The sequence below is a fragment of the Gilliamella sp. Bif1-4 genome, from assembly GCF_001690535.1.
Taxonomy (GTDB): Bacteria; Pseudomonadota; Gammaproteobacteria; order Enterobacterales; family Orbaceae; genus Gilliamella; species Gilliamella bombi.
In genome coordinates this window covers 1-17,772 of the sequence record NZ_LZHC01000009.1, presented here as the reverse complement: position 1 = coordinate 17,772, position 17,772 = coordinate 1, and the positions used below count along the sequence as shown (strand labels likewise).

General features: G+C 35.5%; 19 protein-coding genes. 12 read left to right on the top strand and 7 right to left on the bottom strand.

All coding sequences use genetic code 11. From position 1 onward, the window contains the following. Positions 1–4 precede the first annotated feature (4 nt). The 11 genes from mlaD to citG all read left to right on the top strand — a co-directional run bounded on the left by mlaD (position 5) and on the right by citG (position 11,442). Positions 5–589, top strand: a complete 585-nt coding sequence (mlaD, locus tag A9G25_RS00430; RefSeq protein WP_034911480.1) for an outer membrane lipid asymmetry maintenance protein MlaD — start codon at positions 5–7, stop codon at positions 587–589. Positions 590–603: 14 nt separating this feature from the next. Further along, the gene (gene mlaC / locus A9G25_RS00425) at positions 604–1,248 is read left to right on the top strand and encodes a phospholipid-binding protein MlaC (protein ID WP_065625272.1); all 645 of its coding nucleotides are present in this window, start codon (positions 604–606) and stop codon (positions 1,246–1,248) included. Positions 1,249–1,253: 5 nt separating this feature from the next. Then, positions 1,254–1,526 (top strand): STAS domain-containing protein, encoded by a 273-nt coding sequence (locus A9G25_RS00420; protein WP_065625271.1) that lies wholly within the window; start codon positions 1,254–1,256, stop codon positions 1,524–1,526. 92 nt (positions 1,527–1,618) lie between these two features. Beyond that, positions 1,619–1,876 (top strand): BolA family protein, encoded by a 258-nt coding sequence (locus tag A9G25_RS00415; RefSeq protein ID WP_065560910.1) that lies wholly within the window; start codon positions 1,619–1,621, stop codon positions 1,874–1,876. 96 nt (positions 1,877–1,972) lie between these two features. After that, the gene (gene prlC / locus A9G25_RS00410; RefSeq protein WP_065625270.1) at positions 1,973–4,000 is read left to right on the top strand and encodes an oligopeptidase A; all 2,028 of its coding nucleotides are present in this window, start codon (positions 1,973–1,975) and stop codon (positions 3,998–4,000) included. Beyond that, on the top strand, positions 3,987–4,718 hold the full coding sequence (locus A9G25_RS00405) for a class I SAM-dependent methyltransferase (RefSeq protein WP_065625269.1): 732 nt from the start codon (positions 3,987–3,989) through the stop codon (positions 4,716–4,718). Before prlC ends, A9G25_RS00405 begins: the two co-directional genes overlap by 14 nt. A gap of 21 nt (positions 4,719–4,739) precedes the next feature. Then, the gene (gene rsuA, locus A9G25_RS00400) at positions 4,740–5,429 is read left to right on the top strand and encodes a 16S rRNA pseudouridine(516) synthase RsuA (RefSeq protein WP_065625268.1); all 690 of its coding nucleotides are present in this window, start codon (positions 4,740–4,742) and stop codon (positions 5,427–5,429) included. A 128-nt stretch (positions 5,430–5,557) separates the two neighbouring features. Further along, on the top strand, positions 5,558–6,799 hold the full coding sequence (locus A9G25_RS00395; RefSeq protein WP_065625267.1) for a Bcr/CflA family multidrug efflux MFS transporter: 1,242 nt from the start codon (positions 5,558–5,560) through the stop codon (positions 6,797–6,799). 5 nt (positions 6,800–6,804) lie between these two features. Continuing rightward, positions 6,805–7,326: a gamma carbonic anhydrase family protein gene (locus A9G25_RS00390; protein WP_065625266.1), complete on the top strand. Its 522-nt coding sequence runs from the start codon at positions 6,805–6,807 to the stop codon at positions 7,324–7,326. Positions 7,327–7,431: 105 nt separating this feature from the next. After that, complete coding sequence (locus A9G25_RS13270) at positions 7,432–10,449, top strand: DNA translocase FtsK 4TM domain-containing protein (RefSeq protein WP_065625265.1); 3,018 nt, start codon at positions 7,432–7,434, stop codon at positions 10,447–10,449. A gap of 99 nt (positions 10,450–10,548) precedes the next feature. Further along, positions 10,549–11,442 carry a triphosphoribosyl-dephospho-CoA synthase CitG gene (gene citG, locus A9G25_RS00380; RefSeq protein WP_081297080.1) on the top strand — a complete coding sequence of 298 codons (894 nt, stop codon included), beginning with the start codon at positions 10,549–10,551 and terminating at the stop codon, positions 11,440–11,442. Positions 11,443–11,581: 139 nt separating this feature from the next. Here citG and A9G25_RS00375 read toward each other — a convergent pair whose 3' ends face one another. Then, complete coding sequence (locus A9G25_RS00375; protein WP_065625264.1) at positions 11,582–12,004, bottom strand: AAA family ATPase; 423 nt, start codon at positions 12,002–12,004, stop codon at positions 11,582–11,584. A gap of 103 nt (positions 12,005–12,107) precedes the next feature. On the opposite strand from A9G25_RS00375, the gene A9G25_RS00370 reads away from it, so the two are divergent. Further along, complete coding sequence (locus A9G25_RS00370; protein WP_065625263.1) at positions 12,108–12,653, top strand: RNA 2'-phosphotransferase; 546 nt, start codon at positions 12,108–12,110, stop codon at positions 12,651–12,653. On the opposite strand, the gene A9G25_RS00365 is transcribed toward A9G25_RS00370, so the two are convergent. The 6 genes from A9G25_RS00365 to A9G25_RS00340 all read right to left on the bottom strand — a co-directional run bounded on the left by A9G25_RS00365 (position 12,650) and on the right by A9G25_RS00340 (position 17,456). Next, positions 12,650–13,048 carry an SMI1/KNR4 family protein gene (locus A9G25_RS00365; RefSeq protein WP_065625262.1) on the bottom strand — a complete coding sequence of 133 codons (399 nt, stop codon included), beginning with the start codon at positions 13,046–13,048 and terminating at the stop codon, positions 12,650–12,652. The genes A9G25_RS00370 and A9G25_RS00365 overlap by 4 nt on opposite strands. 4 nt (positions 13,049–13,052) lie before the next feature. Next, positions 13,053–14,441, bottom strand: a complete 1,389-nt coding sequence (locus tag A9G25_RS00360; RefSeq protein ID WP_065625261.1) for a VENN motif pre-toxin domain-containing protein — start codon at positions 14,439–14,441, stop codon at positions 13,053–13,055. Positions 14,442–14,485: 44 nt separating this feature from the next. Next, entirely contained in the window at positions 14,486–14,716 is a 231-nt protein-coding gene (locus A9G25_RS00355; RefSeq protein ID WP_065625260.1) for a hypothetical protein, read from the bottom strand. Between the two features lie 100 nt (positions 14,717–14,816). After that, positions 14,817–15,152 (bottom strand): DUF6572 domain-containing protein, encoded by a 336-nt coding sequence (locus A9G25_RS00350; protein ID WP_065625259.1) that lies wholly within the window; start codon positions 15,150–15,152, stop codon positions 14,817–14,819. Between the two features lie 8 nt (positions 15,153–15,160). Beyond that, a complete protein-coding gene (locus A9G25_RS00345) occupies positions 15,161–16,642 on the bottom strand; it encodes a VENN motif pre-toxin domain-containing protein (RefSeq protein WP_065625258.1) in 1,482 nt (493 codons plus the stop codon). Between the two features lie 403 nt (positions 16,643–17,045). Then, entirely contained in the window at positions 17,046–17,456 is a 411-nt protein-coding gene (locus A9G25_RS00340; RefSeq protein ID WP_218057491.1) for a DUF596 domain-containing protein, read from the bottom strand. Positions 17,457–17,772: the final 316 nt, after the last annotated feature.

Below are 17,772 nucleotides of genomic sequence, written 5' to 3'. Positions count from 1 at the left end.
AAACATGAGTCGTAAAGTTGAAATCACAGTAGGATTATTTATGGTACTGGTCATTTGCTCGGTACTTTTTTTATGTTTCCGTGTAACGGATCCAACATCATTTGCTAGTCATAATTCATATCGAGTTTATGCTGTATTTGATAATATTGGCGGATTAAAAGCACGTTCTCCAATCAAAATCGGTGGCGTTGTGATTGGTCGAGTCAGTAATATAACACTAAAATCATCAGATCTTGATGTATATAAACCCTATGTAACAATAGATATTGATGCACAATACAATCAAATTCCAGTTTCAAGTTCGCTTTCAATTAAAACATCAGGTTTATTAGGTGAACAATTTATTGATATTAACTTTGGACTTGATAAAAGTACTGAATTAGAACTTGATTCATTGGATAGCGAAGGTACAAGCAACAATTTGCCAACAAATAATCATGAACCAGCTTATTTTCATGATGGTTTTGTAATATACAACACTAAACCAGCAATGGTTATTGAAGACTTAATTGGTCAATTCCTTTATAGTACTGGAGGTTCGACCGATAAAGATAAGAAACAAGATACACAAGATATAAATGAAAATTAAGGAGTTTTGTTACTATGTTAACCAAATTTAAACACACTATTTTTTTAGCATTAGCTTTAATATTTAGTGCTAATGCGTTTGCTGAAAATGATCCTTATAAAGAGATGGAAGTGGCTGCTAATAAGATTTTTAGCACCATGAATGCACAATCTGCGGCATTAAAATCAAACCCTAACAAACTAAAAGAGATAGTAAGAACAGATTTATTACCTTATGTACAAGTAAAGTATGCTGGCGCATTAATTTTAGGTAATTATTATAAAAGTGCTACAGATGCGCAACGTAAAGCTTATTTCGCTGCTTTTGAAAACTATTTGGTACAAACTTTTGCTCAAGCATTATCTATGTATAATGGCCAAACTTATCAAGTTGAATCACCAAAAGATTTAACAGGTAAAACGCTTATATCTATTCGTGTTTTATTAAACCAACCTAATAAAAACCAACAACCATTGCGTATTGATTTCCAATGGCGTAAAAACTCTGTCACTGGCGAATGGAAAGCTTATGATTTAGTTGCAGAAGGCGTCAGCATGATCACCACCAAGCAAAATGAATGGTCAACAATTTTACGTCAAGATGGTATTGACGCATTAACTAAACAATTAACTGATCTTTCAAATCGCAATATTGACCCAAACGCTAAACCAAAAGGCTAGCCATAATGTCGCAAATAAAAACAGAAAAACAACAAGAAATATTGTCTTTACAGGGTGAACTTGATGTTCACTCTTTAAACGATTTGTGGTCAACACAACATACCATTTTAAATGGTGTAAAATGCATTGATGTTGCGCAACTTACTCGGGTTGATTCTTCAGGGCTCGCAACTTTAATCTATTTTTGCAATAAATATCAAGTAAAGCTCAAAGGTATTAATCCTCAGCTACAAACATTAATTACTTTGTATGATCTGCAACCTGTAATTAATATTTAAAAAATGTTAAGTTTTATACTGAAACATATAGTTACCTGAAACTTTTTAACAAAAAATCCCCCCATAATTTACATTAATGATGAGTATGAATAATGGATAAACAAGAAATTATAAACAAATTAAAAAATTCGCTTGAACTTGATGATGTACATGTTCTAACTGATGATGGAAGCCATTTCCAAGTTATTGCTGTAGGAGAATTATTTGCCGATTTAAATCGAGTAAAAAAACAACAAGCAATCTATGCCCCTTTGGCTGAATTTATTAATGATAACCGTATTCATGCGCTTTCTATAAAGACTTATACCCCCACTGAATGGCAACGAGAACGCAAACTTATGGGATTATAACCATTTATTAGCAAGATAATCCCTTGAATTAATTGTTTTCGCCACCATATTATGTTCTATCGATAGACAACACCATTTGTATAAAGGTATCGCTACATGACTAATCCATTATTAACAGATGCACCATTACCCCTTTTTTCACAAATTAAACCCGAACATGTTTTGCCTGCTATACAAGAAACGTTAAAAAACTGCAGAAATACCATTGAAGCAGTATTAAAGCAAAATAGCCAATATACTTGGGATAACTTAATTCAACCAATTGATGAAGCAGACGAAAAATTTGGACGAGCTTGGTCTCCAGTTAGTCATCTTAACTCAGTTAAAAATAGCCCTGAATTACGTGAAGCTTATGAAGCTTGTCTGCCATTACTATCTGAGTACAGTACATGGGTTGGGCAACATAGACCTTTATATCAAGCTTATAAGCAACTCAAAGAAAGCGAACAATATGCTACTTTAACCAAAGCACAGAAAAAAGTGGTTGATAATGCACTACGTGATTTTGAATTATCTGGAATTGGCTTACCCGATGACAAACAGAAACGTTACGGTGAAATTGTCGCAAAATTATCAGAATTATCCTCAAAATATAGTAACAATGTGCTCGATGCCACCATGGGATGGTCAAAATTAATTACCAATATCAAAGAACTATCTGGCATGCCTGAAAGTGCAATTTCTGCCGCAAAAGAACAGGCTAAATTAAAAGATAAAGAGGGTTGGTTACTAACCTTAGATATACCAAGTTATCTTCCCGTCATGACCTACTGTGATAATCGTGATTTACGATTTGAACTTTACCAAGCCTATAATACTCGTGCGTCAGATCAAGGACCAAACGCAGGTAAGTGGGATAACACTGAAATTATCAAACAAATCTTAACGCTTCGTAATGAGCTTGCACTATTACTAGGCTTCGATAATTATGCTAATAAATCACTAGCAACAAAAATGGCAAGCTCAACCACTCAAGTGATTGAGTTTTTAACCAATTTAGCAAATAAAGCTAAACCACAAGGTGAAAAAGAGTTAGCAGATCTTAAACGTTATGCCTATGAGTTTTTTGGCGCAAGTGACATCAAACCATGGGATATAGCTTATTATAGTGAAAAGCAAAAACAGCATTTGTACGCTATCAACGATGAAGAATTGCGTCCTTATTTCCCTCAACAACGAGTTATTAATGGTTTATTTGAAGTAGTGCATCGCATTTTTGGTATTACAGCCAAAGAGCGACAAGGCGTTGAAGTTTGGGATCCTGAAGTTAAATTTTATGATCTCTTTGCCGCAAATGGTGAGTTAAAAGGTAGTTTCTATCTTGATTTATATGCACGTGAACATAAGCGTGGCGGTGCTTGGATGGATGATTGTATTGGTCGTATGCGTTTTGCTGATGGTCATGTACAAAAACCCGTTGCCTATTTAACTTGTAACTTCAATCGCCCAGTTGGTGATAAACCAGCACTATTTACACACGACGAAGTCACAACCCTTTTCCATGAATTTGGTCATGGTTTACACCACATGTTAACCGAAATTGATACTTCATCAGTTTCTGGTATTAATGGGGTGCCATGGGATGCTGTTGAATTACCAAGTCAATTTTTAGAAAACTGGTGCTGGCAGCCTGAAGCGCTTGCATTCATATCTGGACATTATCAAACTGGTGAACCGCTACCAACTGATATGTTGGAAAAGATGCTAGATGCTAAAAACTATCAAGCAGCACTATTTATTTTACGCCAATTGGAATTTGGTCTTTTTGACTTTAAATTACATACACAAAAAGATCCTGATATTTTAAATACATTGGCTGAAATAAGAAAGCAAGTTGCCGTTGTTCCTACCGTTGAATGGGGAAGATTTCCACACGCATTTAGCCATATATTTGCTGGTGGTTATGCCGCAGGTTATTATAGCTATTTATGGGCAGAAGTATTATCTGCTGATGCATTTTCACGTTTTGAAGAAGAAGGTATTTTCAACACAAAAACAGGCAATGCATTTCTTGATAACATCTTGTCGCAAGGTGGTAGCGATGAGCCTATGACATTATTTAAAAACTTCCGAGGCCGCAAACCTCAACTTGAAGCATTACTTCGTCATTATGGTATCCACTAATTCTAACTTTGCTCAGCTAAAATTATTAGCTGAGCAGTGGTTATCCACACATGCTGATCTTCCATTCGCTCTTGTTACCCAAAACAATCAACTTGAGTTACAAAAAACTGACGAACCAAAACTAGGGGCAATATGCGTAAACTTTGTTTCTGGAACAATGGCTCATCGTCGCCAATTTGGTGGTGGGCGTGGCGAAGCAATTGCTAAAGCAGTAGGTATCAAAGGTGAGTATTTACCTACAGTTCTTGATACCACAGCAGGGCTTGGTCGAGATGCATTTGTTTTAGCATCAATCGGTTGCCATGTCACTATGTTTGAAAGACATCCTGTTGTTGCTGCATTGCTAGAAGATGGCTTGCAGCGTGCCTACCAAGATCCCAAAATCGGTAGTTGGCTTGAGCAACATTTACGTTTAATTTATCATTCAAGCATTGAGGGATTGAGTACTTACCCTGAAAAACCTGATGTTATTTATCTCGATCCAATGTTTCCACATCGACAAAAAAGTGCGCTTGTCAAAAAAGAGATGCGCATTTTTCAACAATTAGTGGGCAGTGATAATGATGCAGATAGCCTATTAGAACCATCAAGAAAATTAGCAAAAAAACGAGTTGTAGTAAAAAGGCCCGATTATGCGCCATTTTTAGCCAATCAAAAACCGACGGCCGAAATTAAAACTAAAAATCACCGTTTTGATATATACACACCTCTAGAGTAATACAAGGATATTGTTTAAATTATGCGATTAGATAAATTTCTCGCTCATCACTTAGGCGCTAGCCGCACTATTGTAACTAAAGAACTCAAAGCTAAAAAAGTGACTGTCGATGGTGAAATTATAAAATCAGGTGCTTATCAATTATCACCAGAGCAGATTGTTCAATATGATGGTTACCCAATTGAGCAAGTTACAGCTCAACGCTATTTCATGCTCAACAAACCGCAAGGCTATGTCTGCTCGACTGACGATCCTGACCACCCTACTATACTTTATTTTATTGATGAACCGATGCCTGAAAAATTGCATGCAGCAGGTAGACTTGATCTTGATACTACAGGACTTGTTCTACTTACTGATGATGGTAAGTGGTCACACCGTATTACATCACCCAAACATCATTGCGAAAAAGTCTATGCCGTCACAGTTGAACAGCCATTATGTATTGAACTGATTGATATATTTAAAAATGGTATCCAATTAAAAAATGAGAAATCACTTACCAAACCAGCTGAATTAAATATTATTGATGACTTTCACGCTGAATTAACTATTAGTGAAGGACGATATCATCAAGTTAAACGCATGTTTGCAGCAGTCAATAACCATGTTGTTCAATTGCATCGCAAACAAATAGGTAAGGTAATTCTTGATATACCTGAAGGTGAATATCGACCACTTTCACAAGATGAAATCGACTCGTTTAATTGACACATATAATTTACATTAATCTTAATAGCAACTTTCCATTTAGATAAATGAATATTTTTTAAATAATTTTATCTCATTTATATGACATATTTTTAGGTGCATTTTAAAAAATTTGAAGGAAGTATGACGTGCCAACTCAAGATTGTTTAAGTGATATTAAAATTTCCAAACAAGCGCTTATTTTTATCCTTGGATTACTTTCTATGTTGATGCCTTTATCCATAGATATGTATTTACCTAGTATGCCAACTATTGCACGCGACTTTAATGTAACCGATGGCACGGTACAGCTAACAATTAGTTGCTATTTATTAGGATTTTCTGCTGGACAACTTTTATTTGGACCACTCACAGATAGTTATGGGCGTCGTAAAGTTCTCATTTTTGGTCTAATTATTTTTATAATTGCGGCGTTAAGCTGTGGTATTGCCAACAATATTAATCAATTAATTACAGCTCGCTTTTTCCATGGTATTGCGGCAGCGGCTACAGCAATAGTCATTAATGCGTTAATGAAAGATATTTATCGTGATCGTGACGAATTTTCTAAAATGATGTCGTTTGTCATGCTGATATCCAACATAGCACCATTACTCGCACCAATTATTGGTGGATTTATTTTATATTGGTTTAATTGGCAAGCCAATTTCTACACTATCAGCCTAATTGCTTTGACTTGCTTTGGTCTAGTGATCGCATTTATTCCTGAAACACTTACAAAAACAAAACGCGATAAATTCAGTTTAATTCGTATCTTAAGTAATTTTATTACACTGTTCAGGCATCGCCAAGTATTAACTTATATGATGTTAGGTGCATTTTCTGGAGCTGGATTATTTTCATTTTTAAGCTTAGGACCTTTTGTATATATGAATCTGCACGGTGTTGCATCAACTAATTTTGGCTACTACTTTGCATTCAATATAATAGTTATGGTGTTTATGAATACATTAAATAGCCGTTTTGTTAAACGTGTTGGCTCGATTAAAATGATGCAGTTCGGTCTTTTGGTCCAATTTGTTATGGCAATAGGCCTTACCATCGTAACATTATTTAATCTCGGATTTGCCTATCTTGTTATTTGCATTGCAGGATATATTGGTTGTATGTCAACCATTGGTGGAAATAGTATGGCAATCGTTTTAGACTTTTATCCCTATATTGCAGGTACAGCCTCATCTCTTGCCGGTACAATTCGTTTTGCAATCGCTGGAGCAATAGGCATATTATTATCATTATTGGTATCAACTCCAACTGCCCAATCCATAACGATCAATAATACAACAGAGTGGCTGATGGTTGGCTCTATGGTGTTATGTAATTTTATTTCTGTGAGCTTATTTTTGAGTGTCAAAAATAATAAAAGGTAATAATTATGATCTATCAACTAGGTGATTTACACCCACAAATTCATCAAAATTGTTTTATCGCAAAATCTGCTGATATCATTGGGGATGTCGTTTTACAAGAAGGTGTTTCTATTTGGTTCAACGCTGTTTTACGCGGTGATATTGCTCCCATACATATTGGTAAAAATAGCAATGTGCAAGATAATACTACCATCCATATTGAAACATATATCCCTTGCATTATTGGCGAAAATGTCACTATTGGGCATAATGTTATCCTACATAGTTGCACAATTGAAGATAATGTATTAATTGGTATGGGTAGTACTATATTAAACAATGCTAAAATTGCAAAAAATTGCCTTGTTGGCGCCAACTCCCTAGTAACACACACCATACCTTATGAAGAAGGTTGTTTAATTATGGGATCACCCGCAAAAATTATCCGAAAATTAACTAAAGCTGAAATTACAGCAAATATCACTAATGCACAGCGGTATGTACAAAATGGTATAAGATTTAAAACTAGCCTACTTCCTGTTGCATAATAACCCAACAATAAATTGCGTTTTAAACAGTATTGGCTCTGTGAGCAAGCACAATTTATGATAAAATGCCAGCTATTTTAATAGCAATAATTTTTAGGTACTTGTTTGAAAAAGCCCCAAATTACAAAAAAACAGATCATCTCTCAATTGATCCTACTAACAATAATAGGTTTATCTGTTTGTTTATTTCTATCGCAGTTCAGTTACGATCCATCCGATCCAGGTTGGTCTCGTACAGCTTGGCACTATCCTATTAGTAATTTTGGCGGTTATATTGGTGCATACATCTGTGACGTTCTTTTTCAATTTTTAGGCTTTATTGCTTATAGCCTACCTTTTATCGCTATTTTTATTTGTTTACAGTCAATCGTTTATTTTTATAAACATGCTAATGATCCTATAAACTACTTTAGTTTTTCATTTCGGATTATTGGTGTTTTAGCATTTATATTTAGTGCTACAGGATTTTTTACTTTAAATATTGCTGATTCTGAACAATTTGAAGCGGGCGGTTATTTAGGTGCGATAGTCATCGAAAGCCTTTTACCAATTATAGATAACATTACTTTATCCTTAATTCTTCTTGGAACTTGCTTAGCCTGTGTCACATTATTAACTGGATTATCATGGTTAAATCTAATTGAAAAATTAGGTGCTTTTGTCATGATTTTACTACTACCGATCAGATGGTTAATTAAGCCTCGCACAGACAATAAACTTAAACAACCAGATCCACTAAATGAAAAAGCAATAGCACAGGCTAATAAGGAAACAAAAGATCCTCAATTTACAATACCTTTTGATACAAAACTAGATAAAAAATCAGATAATAATACCAATATCATTCCAACATCAAATGCTATCTCTAGTGCTGAAACAGCTCAAAATCAGACTGAAAATACCATCGTATCAGCTGACGATAAAACAATCTCAATAAAATCAACAGATGAATTAATCAAATCACCCCACAAGGATACTCAAGTACCGCAGTCAACAACAGCGCCTCAAACAAGTGACAATCCGCCAAATAAAGAGCTCGATCCTAACGAGATTTTATCTCGCCTTGAATCAATTATTCAAAACATGAATGGAAACAAAGCCACTCCAGAACAAGAGCAAACCTTGTCTTCATCAATAGAACAAATAAAACAGGTAATACAAACACAAAAATCAGAAGAAAAATTGCCATTTGATGAACCAGAAAAATACACAATTTCAGATGCGCCAAGTAAACCACTGTTTACATCAGTACACAACGACCCCCAAATTGATTTCACCAATGAACAAACACCATTTGAATCATCCATCAAACTTTCAGCTATAGAAACAACTGAAACCAAACAACCATTTATTCAAGAACCTCAGGTTATTACAAGTACAGAAAAAACTGCATCTATAGAAGATATAGAAAACATAACAAATACAGAAACTGAAATAAAAGCAGTGAAAGCAGACGTAGAGCAACTAGAATATGTTGACACTGAAGCACTAAAAAAAGCAAATCCAATTATTGACGATATCTATCCTGAAGAAGATCGTGTTGAAGATATTCAACATAATCATTTTAATGAAAATGACGAAGATAGCTTAATTCATCCGTTATTAAGACGTAATGATAAACCATTACCTAAACCGACTACGCCACTACCGTCACTGAACTTATTAACTGCGCCACCAACAGCTCGAATCGAAGTCGATCATGGTGCCTTAAACGCAATGTCGGAACTGATTGAAAAAAGTTTATCGGATTATCGAGTTAAGGCTAAAGTGGTTGATTATTTACCGGGACCGGTGATTACTCGATTTGAAATTGAACTTGCACCGGGTATCAAAGCGGCACGAATTTCAACGCTAGATCGTGACTTAGCACGATCATTATCAATGCCATCGGTTCGTGTAGTTGAAGTTATTCCGGGAAAACCTTATGTAGGTATTGAATTACCCAATAAAAATCGTCAAACAGTCTATTTTAGAGAAGTCTTAGACAGCCCTCAATTTAAAGATGCTCAATCGCCGTTAACTGTCGTATTAGGGAAAGATATCGCTGGGCAATCAGTGGTTGCTGATCTTGCTAAAATGCCTCATTTACTTGTTGCTGGTACTACTGGCTCGGGTAAATCAGTTGGTGTTAATGCGATGATTTTAAGCATTTTATATAAATCGCAACCTGAAGATGTCAGATTTATTATGATTGATCCAAAAATGCTAGAGTTATCTATTTATGAAGGAATACCACATTTATTAACACAAGTGGTTACTGATATGAAAGATGCTGCTAATGCATTAAATTGGTGTGTTAACGAAATGGAACGACGCTATCGTCTAATGTCAGCATTAGGTGTGCGTAATATTGCTGGTTATAACGAAAAAATAAAACTAGCAGAACAAATGGGCAGACCAATTCCCGATCCACTTTGGAAACCAACTGATAGTATGGATCTTAATATGCCGACACTCGAAAAATTACCCTATATTGTGGTCATGGTCGATGAATTTGCTGATCTGATTATGGCTGTCGGTAAAAAAGTCGAAGAACTAATTGCACGGCTTGCTCAAAAAGCGCGAGCAGCAGGTATTCATCTAGTTTTAGCCACACAACGCCCATCGGTGGATGTCATTACGGGCTTAATCAAAGCGAATATACCAACTCGTATCGCTTTTACAGTATCAAGCAAAATTGATTCTCGCACTATTTTAGATCAAATGGGAGCAGAATCATTACTTGGTATGGGGGATATGCTTTATTTAGCCCCTAATAGCTCCATTCCAATTCGTGTTCACGGTGCATTTGTGCGTGATGAAGAAGTGCACGCCGTTGTGCAAGATTGGAAAGCACGTGGCACACCAAAATACGTTGACAATGTCACAGTTGCGACCGATGATAGCGAAAATGGCAATTCCAACTCTTCAGATGAAGAACTCGATCCATTATTTGACCAAGTTGTTGCTTTTGTCATAGAAACACGAAGAGCTTCTATCTCTAGCGTACAACGAAAATTTAGAATTGGCTACAACCGAGCAGCTCGAATTGTTGAACAAATGGAAGTAGAAGGCATTATTAGCGCCCCAAGCCATAATGGAAATCGGGAAGTACTAGCTGTATCAACACATAACGATTATTAGTTTTATCACACACCAATCCATTTAAAAGAGTGGCTTGGTGTTTACATCATAGCATCATGCAAATTAATTAAATCGAATCCCTATAGGTAACCAATAATAATGAGTGATTATTCTCAACAAGTAGCATTATTAGAATTACAACTCAATAATGACCCTAACCGATGTTTACCTGCGCAATTAGCAACTAAAGCATTAATCAAAGAAATTTGCTTATCACCAAAACCCGGATTAGTTGATATGAATAATAGTGGTGCACATCGTGATATGGATTTCCAGACCTTTATTCAAAGTATTAGTGCTATTTGTGTCTGGTTTGAACGTTTCTACCAATATGGTAAAACATCAGCTTTGCATAAAAATCAACTTTTTTTAGCTGGCATTAGACCAATTGGTATTAATTGCGAACAAGCGATGTTTAAAGCCACCAATCAAGTTAATACTCATAAAGGCGGGATATTTGCCTTTGGTTTGCTGCTCGGCGCTATTGGCAAGTTAGAGCAATTAAACTTACCAATCAATATACAAAGCATTTGTAACGAAGTTTCATCCATTTGCCAAGGCATTGTTCAAAGTGAGCTAAAACAAAATAATCTAACAAATTCTGTTGGTGAAAAGCTATTTAAACTCCATAACCTTACAGGAGCAAGAGGAGAAGCAGAATCAGGTTATGCAACAGTTAGAAATATCTCACTGCCTATCTTTCAACAAATGCAAAAAAACGGCTATGATGAAGAAACTTGCTTATTACAAGCGATGTTACATTTACTTGCTTTTAATCAAGACACTAATGTAGTTTCGCGAGGTGGAATTGATGGCTTGGCCTTTGTCCAAGAACAAGCGAAAAAACTCATCAAACAAGGTGGCGTAATCAATCCAAAAGTACGAGAAAATTTATATCAACTTGATAGTGAATTAATAAAACGCAATTTAAGCCCTGGCGGGTCGGCGGATTTAATTGCAATTACTTGGTTTTTGTCTCAATATAATGGATAAAACAAGACAATAAAAAGATAAGATTTATTGATATAAAAAGTAATTAAAAATAACAGAATTTAATATTTAACACTATTCTCCAATTAATTTTGGGGCTTTAATATCGGCCCCAATTAATATAACCAAAGATGAGTAATAATTATTGATTAATAAAATAACTCACCTTATGTGCTTCAGTCGGTAATGGAACTTTCCATTTATTTAATAACCGTTGAATTGCTTTATTTGGCAACGTAGTATCTCGTGCTGAATTACGACGATACAACTCTTTTTCTGGTTGTTCAAGATAGACAATTTCCACATTCGCATGATAAGCATAAAGCAAATCGAGTGCTTTTTGACGCACCTCTTGCGATAAGTGGGTCGCATTCCAAATAAAAGGTTGTTTTGTTCTTAACCACTGTTTAACCTTTGCTAACACAAACTGAATAACCAGCCCTTCGTTTTCACCGTGCTTTAGTTTTAGCTCAGATCTAGCATCATCATAAGAAGCAACATCCCATGTTGGATAATGTTTACTCACCCAACTATTTTTACCCGATGCAGGCTGCCCTGTTATCATTAAGATTGAATAGGGCAAGTTGGTGATAAAGATTGATTTGCAAAGTTAAAAATAAATGGTAGATTTTCCCCACGACTATATGGGAATTATTCAGGAAATAAATATGGACAAACAACTAGATAAAATAAGTAAATTTTTAAGCTATATTTTGAGACATCAACCAGAAGTTATTGGAATCACATTAGATTCTGATGGTTGGGTCAATATTGATAGTCTAATAATGCGAGCTAATCAACATGGAGAACCACTTACTAGAGAGTTGATTGAGCAACTTGTTAAAACAAGTGATAAAAAACGTTTTACGATTTCGGATGATGGTCTAAAAATACGTGCAGCACAAGGACATTCAACTCAACAAGTAAAAATTAGCCATGTAGAACACATGCCTCCAGAGTTTTTATATCATGGTACTGCAACCCGATTTATTGATTCCATTAAAAAACAGGGATTAGTTGCAGGTAGTCGTCATTATGTCCATTTATCTGGTGATGAGAAGACAGCTAATACTGTAGGGAAACGGCACGGTAAACCTATTGTGTTAAAAGTGAAAGCCTTGCAGATGTATCACCAAGGCTTTAATTTTTATTTGGCTGATAACGGTGTTTGGTTAACCGATGCTGTGCCTAACACTTTTTTAATATTTGACTAAATCTTATCTAATTTAGCCCTTTCTGCTTTATATTGGGCTGATTCTTCTTTGGCTTGTTTTAACCATTCATCAAAACTATAAACACTACCTCTATCTTCCCATCCAGGGGTGGCAAAAGTATGAACAAAGTATACTTTCGGATTGCCTGATATATCGGAACCATCAAAACAAACAATATCATCATTATTAGAAGTTTTAGCAAATGGTATCAATTTTCTAGTTGGGTATTGTTTTTTTACCTCAAATAACCAGTGTCTAGCAAAATCTTCAAATTCATATAGAAACCACCATGGTTCTAAATCTAGAACATCTTTCTTAGAAACAATTTCCAAAAAAGATAGCGGATATTTGAATCCTTCGGGTAATTCTTCTTTCGAATATAAGTAATGAGCCATATTATTAATCCTTAGGTTTACCACTAATGCGAGGAGGAGTACTTGAACCATATGGATTATTTTTACTAAATCCACCAGACTGTTTATTAATTCTCCCTGTTATTGCTTCTCCCCAAGTTGTAGGTATAAATCCTTTTTTAGGATCAGAAAACCTATTTACTTCAGAAGGTGAAAGCTTATCATCAAAATTTCTAATATTAGCTTTAATATCTATACCAGCTTCTCTAGCGGCTGCTATTCTAGTATTATCCATACTAGTGTATTTTCCGTCAGGCATTTTAATTACATTAACAGGTTCACCTTTCCAACCATTAGTTTTCATGCTTGTAACAAGATCGTCATAAGTATATTTCATATCAGTCCCTCGTTCTACTTTATTATAAGAAACCGTATTTTGTGAGAATCTAATTTCACTAGGATTCAAAGTAGATATATTGGAAATCCCCTTTCCAGCTTTAGCTTGCTTAATTATGCTATTAGTAGCTTTATCGTAAACAAGTTTATGAGCACTGTCTTCACTAAGAGTAACCTTTAGTTCATCTATTAAAGGGGATGAATTTTTTATTAACTTATTTTTTTCTAATGTCATTATAGCAGCAAGTTCGTTTAATTCCGCTTTACTCAAAGAATTAACGTATACACCTGCTGTCATTCCCAATCCCATCGCTGGGTTACCTTCAAATCCAACAGTTTCAATTAACCATGCCGCAACTTGGTTTGCGCATAATACTGGATTGGCTGAACAAGCAACAACTGCTGGCTCTGCTATTGGTGCAGCAATAACTGCACCGATCGCAATAACCTGTGGTGTACCATATTCTATTATAGTTTCATTATAACTATCTATTCCTTCCTTGATGATTTTATCTTCACAATCTTTATTTCCGTCACATTGTGATTTAGCAGCATTTACAATCGCTTGACCAAAATAATTATTCTCAACCGCATTCTTACTCGCAGCTATCGAGGTGCTGATGTCTCCTGCATCGCCGCCACTTACTGCAGTTGATAGTCCCATCACTAATTGGGTTAATGCGCTGATGTTTTGTTTTTCAGCTTCAGTGAGGTCTTTGATGTCTTTTCCACCATAGAGGTTATCTAAGATAACTTTTGCCGCTAGCTCGCCACCTACGGCACCAGCTCCCCCTGCTAGGCCTGAGTTGCCTTGTAATTCCGCTACCACCGCACCCAGTATAGCATGCGATACTAATCTTGCTGTTTCGTTATCACTCACCCAGTTGCCGTCTTTATCCATATGCCCTGTGTGCAGTTTTATCTGCTCGGCTATCCATGGCGCACTGGCCCCCGCAAGGCCTCCAGTAATGTCACCGGTAATAATGCCTGTGATAATTGATGTCGCTGTGTCAATCCCTTTGCTGACATCTCCCCCCATGGTGCCTAGGTTTTTGGTCGCTTGGTTGGCTTGTAATTGGCTGTCTACCGCCGCTGAGTACCAGTAGTCTTTATTATCTGGTAATATTGATTAAAATCAATCTGAGCTTTTTCTGTATCGGTTAATTGATTATAGGCTTTTTCCGCTTCTTTTTTCGATAACGCTTCCTTGTTTTTATCTACCTCTTTTTGCGCTTGAATGCGGTCATATTTGTTTACTACTCCTTTGGCTTGTTGAGCGATGTCTTTAACTAGCTCTACCGATTCTAAACACACTAAGTAAGATAGTGTTAGAATTGTCGGGTTAAATTTGAGCTACTACACTTTAACTATAAGAAAAGAACGTATTAATTAACAGTAAAATTTAGTGGATGAATTAACCTATTTCATATTCTATTGATGTATTAATTGATTGTATAACTTCATTAACTTTTTCCAAAAAACATATACATTCATCTGGTATTTGGTACTTAAAATATATTTTTATCAAAAAATTATCTCTTCCTTTAGCATCTGGAAAATACTTATATATTTTTTTACTTTCAATAACATTGATATAAGTATTTATTTTTTCTTGTAATTTAAATAGATGTTCACTGATATCTGATTCCCAATTCAAGTGATCAGTTATAATCAATATCACTTTTTGAGGATATATGCCTTCCTTTGTCATTGTTATCATATCAATCTTATTTTTATCTTCAATAGTCATAAAATTTATTAATCTCCATTAGGTTTGGGTCTAACTACATCTACTTTTGTTGGAGGTATTTTAGTTCCTCCTTCAAATCCAGGTTTACCATCACCAATAATTGTTCCTCCATTTTTTTCCAAATCAGGGAAGCCAACTTTTTGATTAGGTGTTAATGGTGCAGTATCTGAGCTTTTACATTCAAAGCATACTATTTTGCCTTCTTTATCTCTACTTATAACATCTATTCTAATTTTTGTTCCATTTGCGGTTTCAACAGTGACTTCTCTAGCAGGATCCGTTAATTCAGGATTATTTTTTATTTTATTATATACATCATTTTCATGTTTTTTCCCTTGTTGGTAATTTTGTTGAACTTGGGAATTTGTACTTGTATTCGGCGATGGCACCTTCGTTTTTGCACCATTTTCAAAAGTATAATAAGCACCGTTATTAGTATATATTGGGTTACCTGCGGCATCAAATTTTCCTGTATGGGTATAAACGCCGCCTTTCGGTCCGACAACATTAGTTCCTTGTGAAGTATAACCGTTAGGGAGTGTTGGTTCTTTTCCTGCTAATAACTTGCCACTCCCAAAAATTTTGTTTATTTTGGGAAGGGTTATAGTCCCTGTAATACCATTGGCTATCATCATTGTGCCAATAGTTCTACCTGCCATTTGTCTAGCTTCTTCGTCATTATAGCCAAAACTCTTATAACTTTGTACATAACCTTCATAAATAGCACGTAATTGATTTGCTTCTGGTGAGTTTGAGGTACCATCTAATAAATGTTTTATTTGTTGATAACCATTTTGTTCTTCTAATTTGTTATAATAATAATTTATGTATGTTCCTAACGCTTCATAAGCCTTTTTACGTTCAGAACGACATGCTTCACTATTTACATCAACACAAGCTTCTAATAACGCTTCTGAGGCGCTTTTATCTTTAATTCGAAGTTCCATTAACTGTTGTTTTTCTTCATCAGTTAATAAACCTTCTTCTTCTCTATATTCTAAACCAACCTTCTTTTGATGATCTTGAGAGTTTAAATAATTATTCTCAACCGCATTTTTCCCCGCAGCAACCCCTGTATTGATATCTTGGATATCACCACCGGTAGCGGCTATTGCAAGGCCTGTGGCGAGTTGGGTTAGAGCGCTGATTTGTTGTCTTTCTTCTTGGCTTAGGTTTTTGATGTCTTTATCGGGGTAAAGGATGCCTGCAATCACTTCAGCACCACGTTCACTTGCAGCAGCACCCAAGCCACCCACTAGTGCAGAGTTGCCTTGCAGTTCGGCTACCACCGCACCGAGTATGGCATGGCTGACGGTGTTGGCGAGGGTGCTTCCTTCGGTCTGTTGTTTGATAATTGTAGCAATTTTTGGCGCGAGTGCCCCTGCGGCTGCCCCTGCCATGTCGCCACTGATTAAGCCGTTGATGATACTAACCGCCATGTCAATGCCTTGACGGGTGTCACTGCCCATCGCTGACATGCCTTCGTTCATCGCCTTTTTGTAGGCGTCTTCGTAGATTTTTTGTTGCTGCCGACAGTAATACCAAAACCACCTTTGCCATTACAAAAAAACACTAAGAAAAACTTCAATAAAATCAATGTCTTTCCTGACCGATTTTTTGCAAGTAAAAATAGTGAGTTAATATGTTTTTTATGTTTTGAATAGAAAGAGATATGGCACTATGAGAAATACAGTAAACGGGATTTATTAGCATGGTGTATGAAAACAATAATAGCTAAAAAACGATGCTAAGCCAAAATAAGCAATTATATAAAATTTAGTGACAGAATTAACTGTCACTTTTTAATAACGAACACACAAAATAAGATAGTGTTAGAATTGTCGGGTTAAGTTTGAGCTACGACAATTTAGGATAGGTAAATAAGTTAGCAAGTTAAGTCCATTCTAAAGAACCATCTTCATTAACCCACACCGCTTCTGCTGGACAAGAATCATCAAAAAACCAATAATTATCCATTAATTTTTGCTTATCAAACATTTCATCTTCTGTTTTCGGAAAAGCTTCATAAAACAATTTTATTTGATCTTCTATTGAACCTTCTAAAAGCCGACCATTTTTTGCTAATTTAAGTCGCCCCTCTTTTAGTAACCTTTTTACAAAATAAAAAAATAATTCTTTTCTTTCTTGAAATGGAAATTTTTCTTCATTAGATTTTAGAGAAGGGAACATGTCAGGGGCAATATATGCCCATAGCCCATTAAAAGCTCTTAGTTCTGACCAATTAACAATTTCTTGATAATCATTTTCGTTTATCATGTTTTTACTTAAATTTAATTTCTGCACTTTTTCTTAAACCTCTGTATAAATTTGTTAAAGTAGGGTTATTTCTTATATCAATAGTCCAACGTGCTCCTGTATCAGAATGAGACACATTTCTTAATGTAATATTAGTACCATCTTTTAATCTTGCTGTATAAATACCATCTCTAATTTTGGTTAATGGCTGTCCCGCTATTTCCTCCGCATAATTATATTGATCCTCGCCAAAATATTAGACAGTGCCCGCCTCTATCATTTTTTCGTTTTGGTAATATTGTTGTTCATATTGTTCAGGTGATACCCAGCCATTGGCTGAATGACGGCGTATCCGATTATAATA

Bases quoted from the DNA above. Each gene is read 5' to 3' on its own strand.
- mlaD (WP_034911480.1), top strand. From the start codon at position 5: ATGAGTCGTAAAGTTGAAATCACAGTAGGATTATTTATGGTACTGGTC.
- citG (WP_081297080.1), top strand. From the start codon at position 10,549: ATGAGTGATTATTCTCAACAAGTAGCATTATTAGAATTACAACTCAAT.
- A9G25_RS00365 (WP_065625262.1), bottom strand. From the start codon at position 13,048: ATGGCTCATTACTTATATTCGAAAGAAGAATTACCCGAAGGATTCAAA.
- A9G25_RS00370 (WP_065625263.1), top strand. From the start codon at position 12,108: ATGGACAAACAACTAGATAAAATAAGTAAATTTTTAAGCTATATTTTG.
- A9G25_RS00350 (WP_065625259.1), bottom strand. From the start codon at position 15,152: ATGACTATTGAAGATAAAAATAAGATTGATATGATAACAATGACAAAG.
- rsuA (WP_065625268.1), top strand. From the start codon at position 4,740: ATGCGATTAGATAAATTTCTCGCTCATCACTTAGGCGCTAGCCGCACT.
- A9G25_RS00345 (WP_065625258.1), bottom strand. From the start codon at position 16,642: ATGAACGAAGGCATGTCAGCGATGGGCAGTGACACCCGTCAAGGCATT.
- A9G25_RS00375 (WP_065625264.1), bottom strand. From the start codon at position 12,004: ATGATAACAGGGCAGCCTGCATCGGGTAAAAATAGTTGGGTGAGTAAA.
- A9G25_RS00420 (WP_065625271.1), top strand. From the start codon at position 1,254: ATGTCGCAAATAAAAACAGAAAAACAACAAGAAATATTGTCTTTACAG.
- A9G25_RS00405 (WP_065625269.1), top strand. From the start codon at position 3,987: ATGGTATCCACTAATTCTAACTTTGCTCAGCTAAAATTATTAGCTGAG.
- mlaC (WP_065625272.1), top strand. From the start codon at position 604: ATGTTAACCAAATTTAAACACACTATTTTTTTAGCATTAGCTTTAATA.
- prlC (WP_065625270.1), top strand. From the start codon at position 1,973: ATGACTAATCCATTATTAACAGATGCACCATTACCCCTTTTTTCACAA.
- A9G25_RS00390 (WP_065625266.1), top strand. From the start codon at position 6,805: ATGATCTATCAACTAGGTGATTTACACCCACAAATTCATCAAAATTGT.
- A9G25_RS00360 (WP_065625261.1), bottom strand. From the start codon at position 14,441: ATGGGGGGAGATGTCAGCAAAGGGATTGACACAGCGACATCAATTATC.
- A9G25_RS00415 (WP_065560910.1), top strand. From the start codon at position 1,619: ATGGATAAACAAGAAATTATAAACAAATTAAAAAATTCGCTTGAACTT.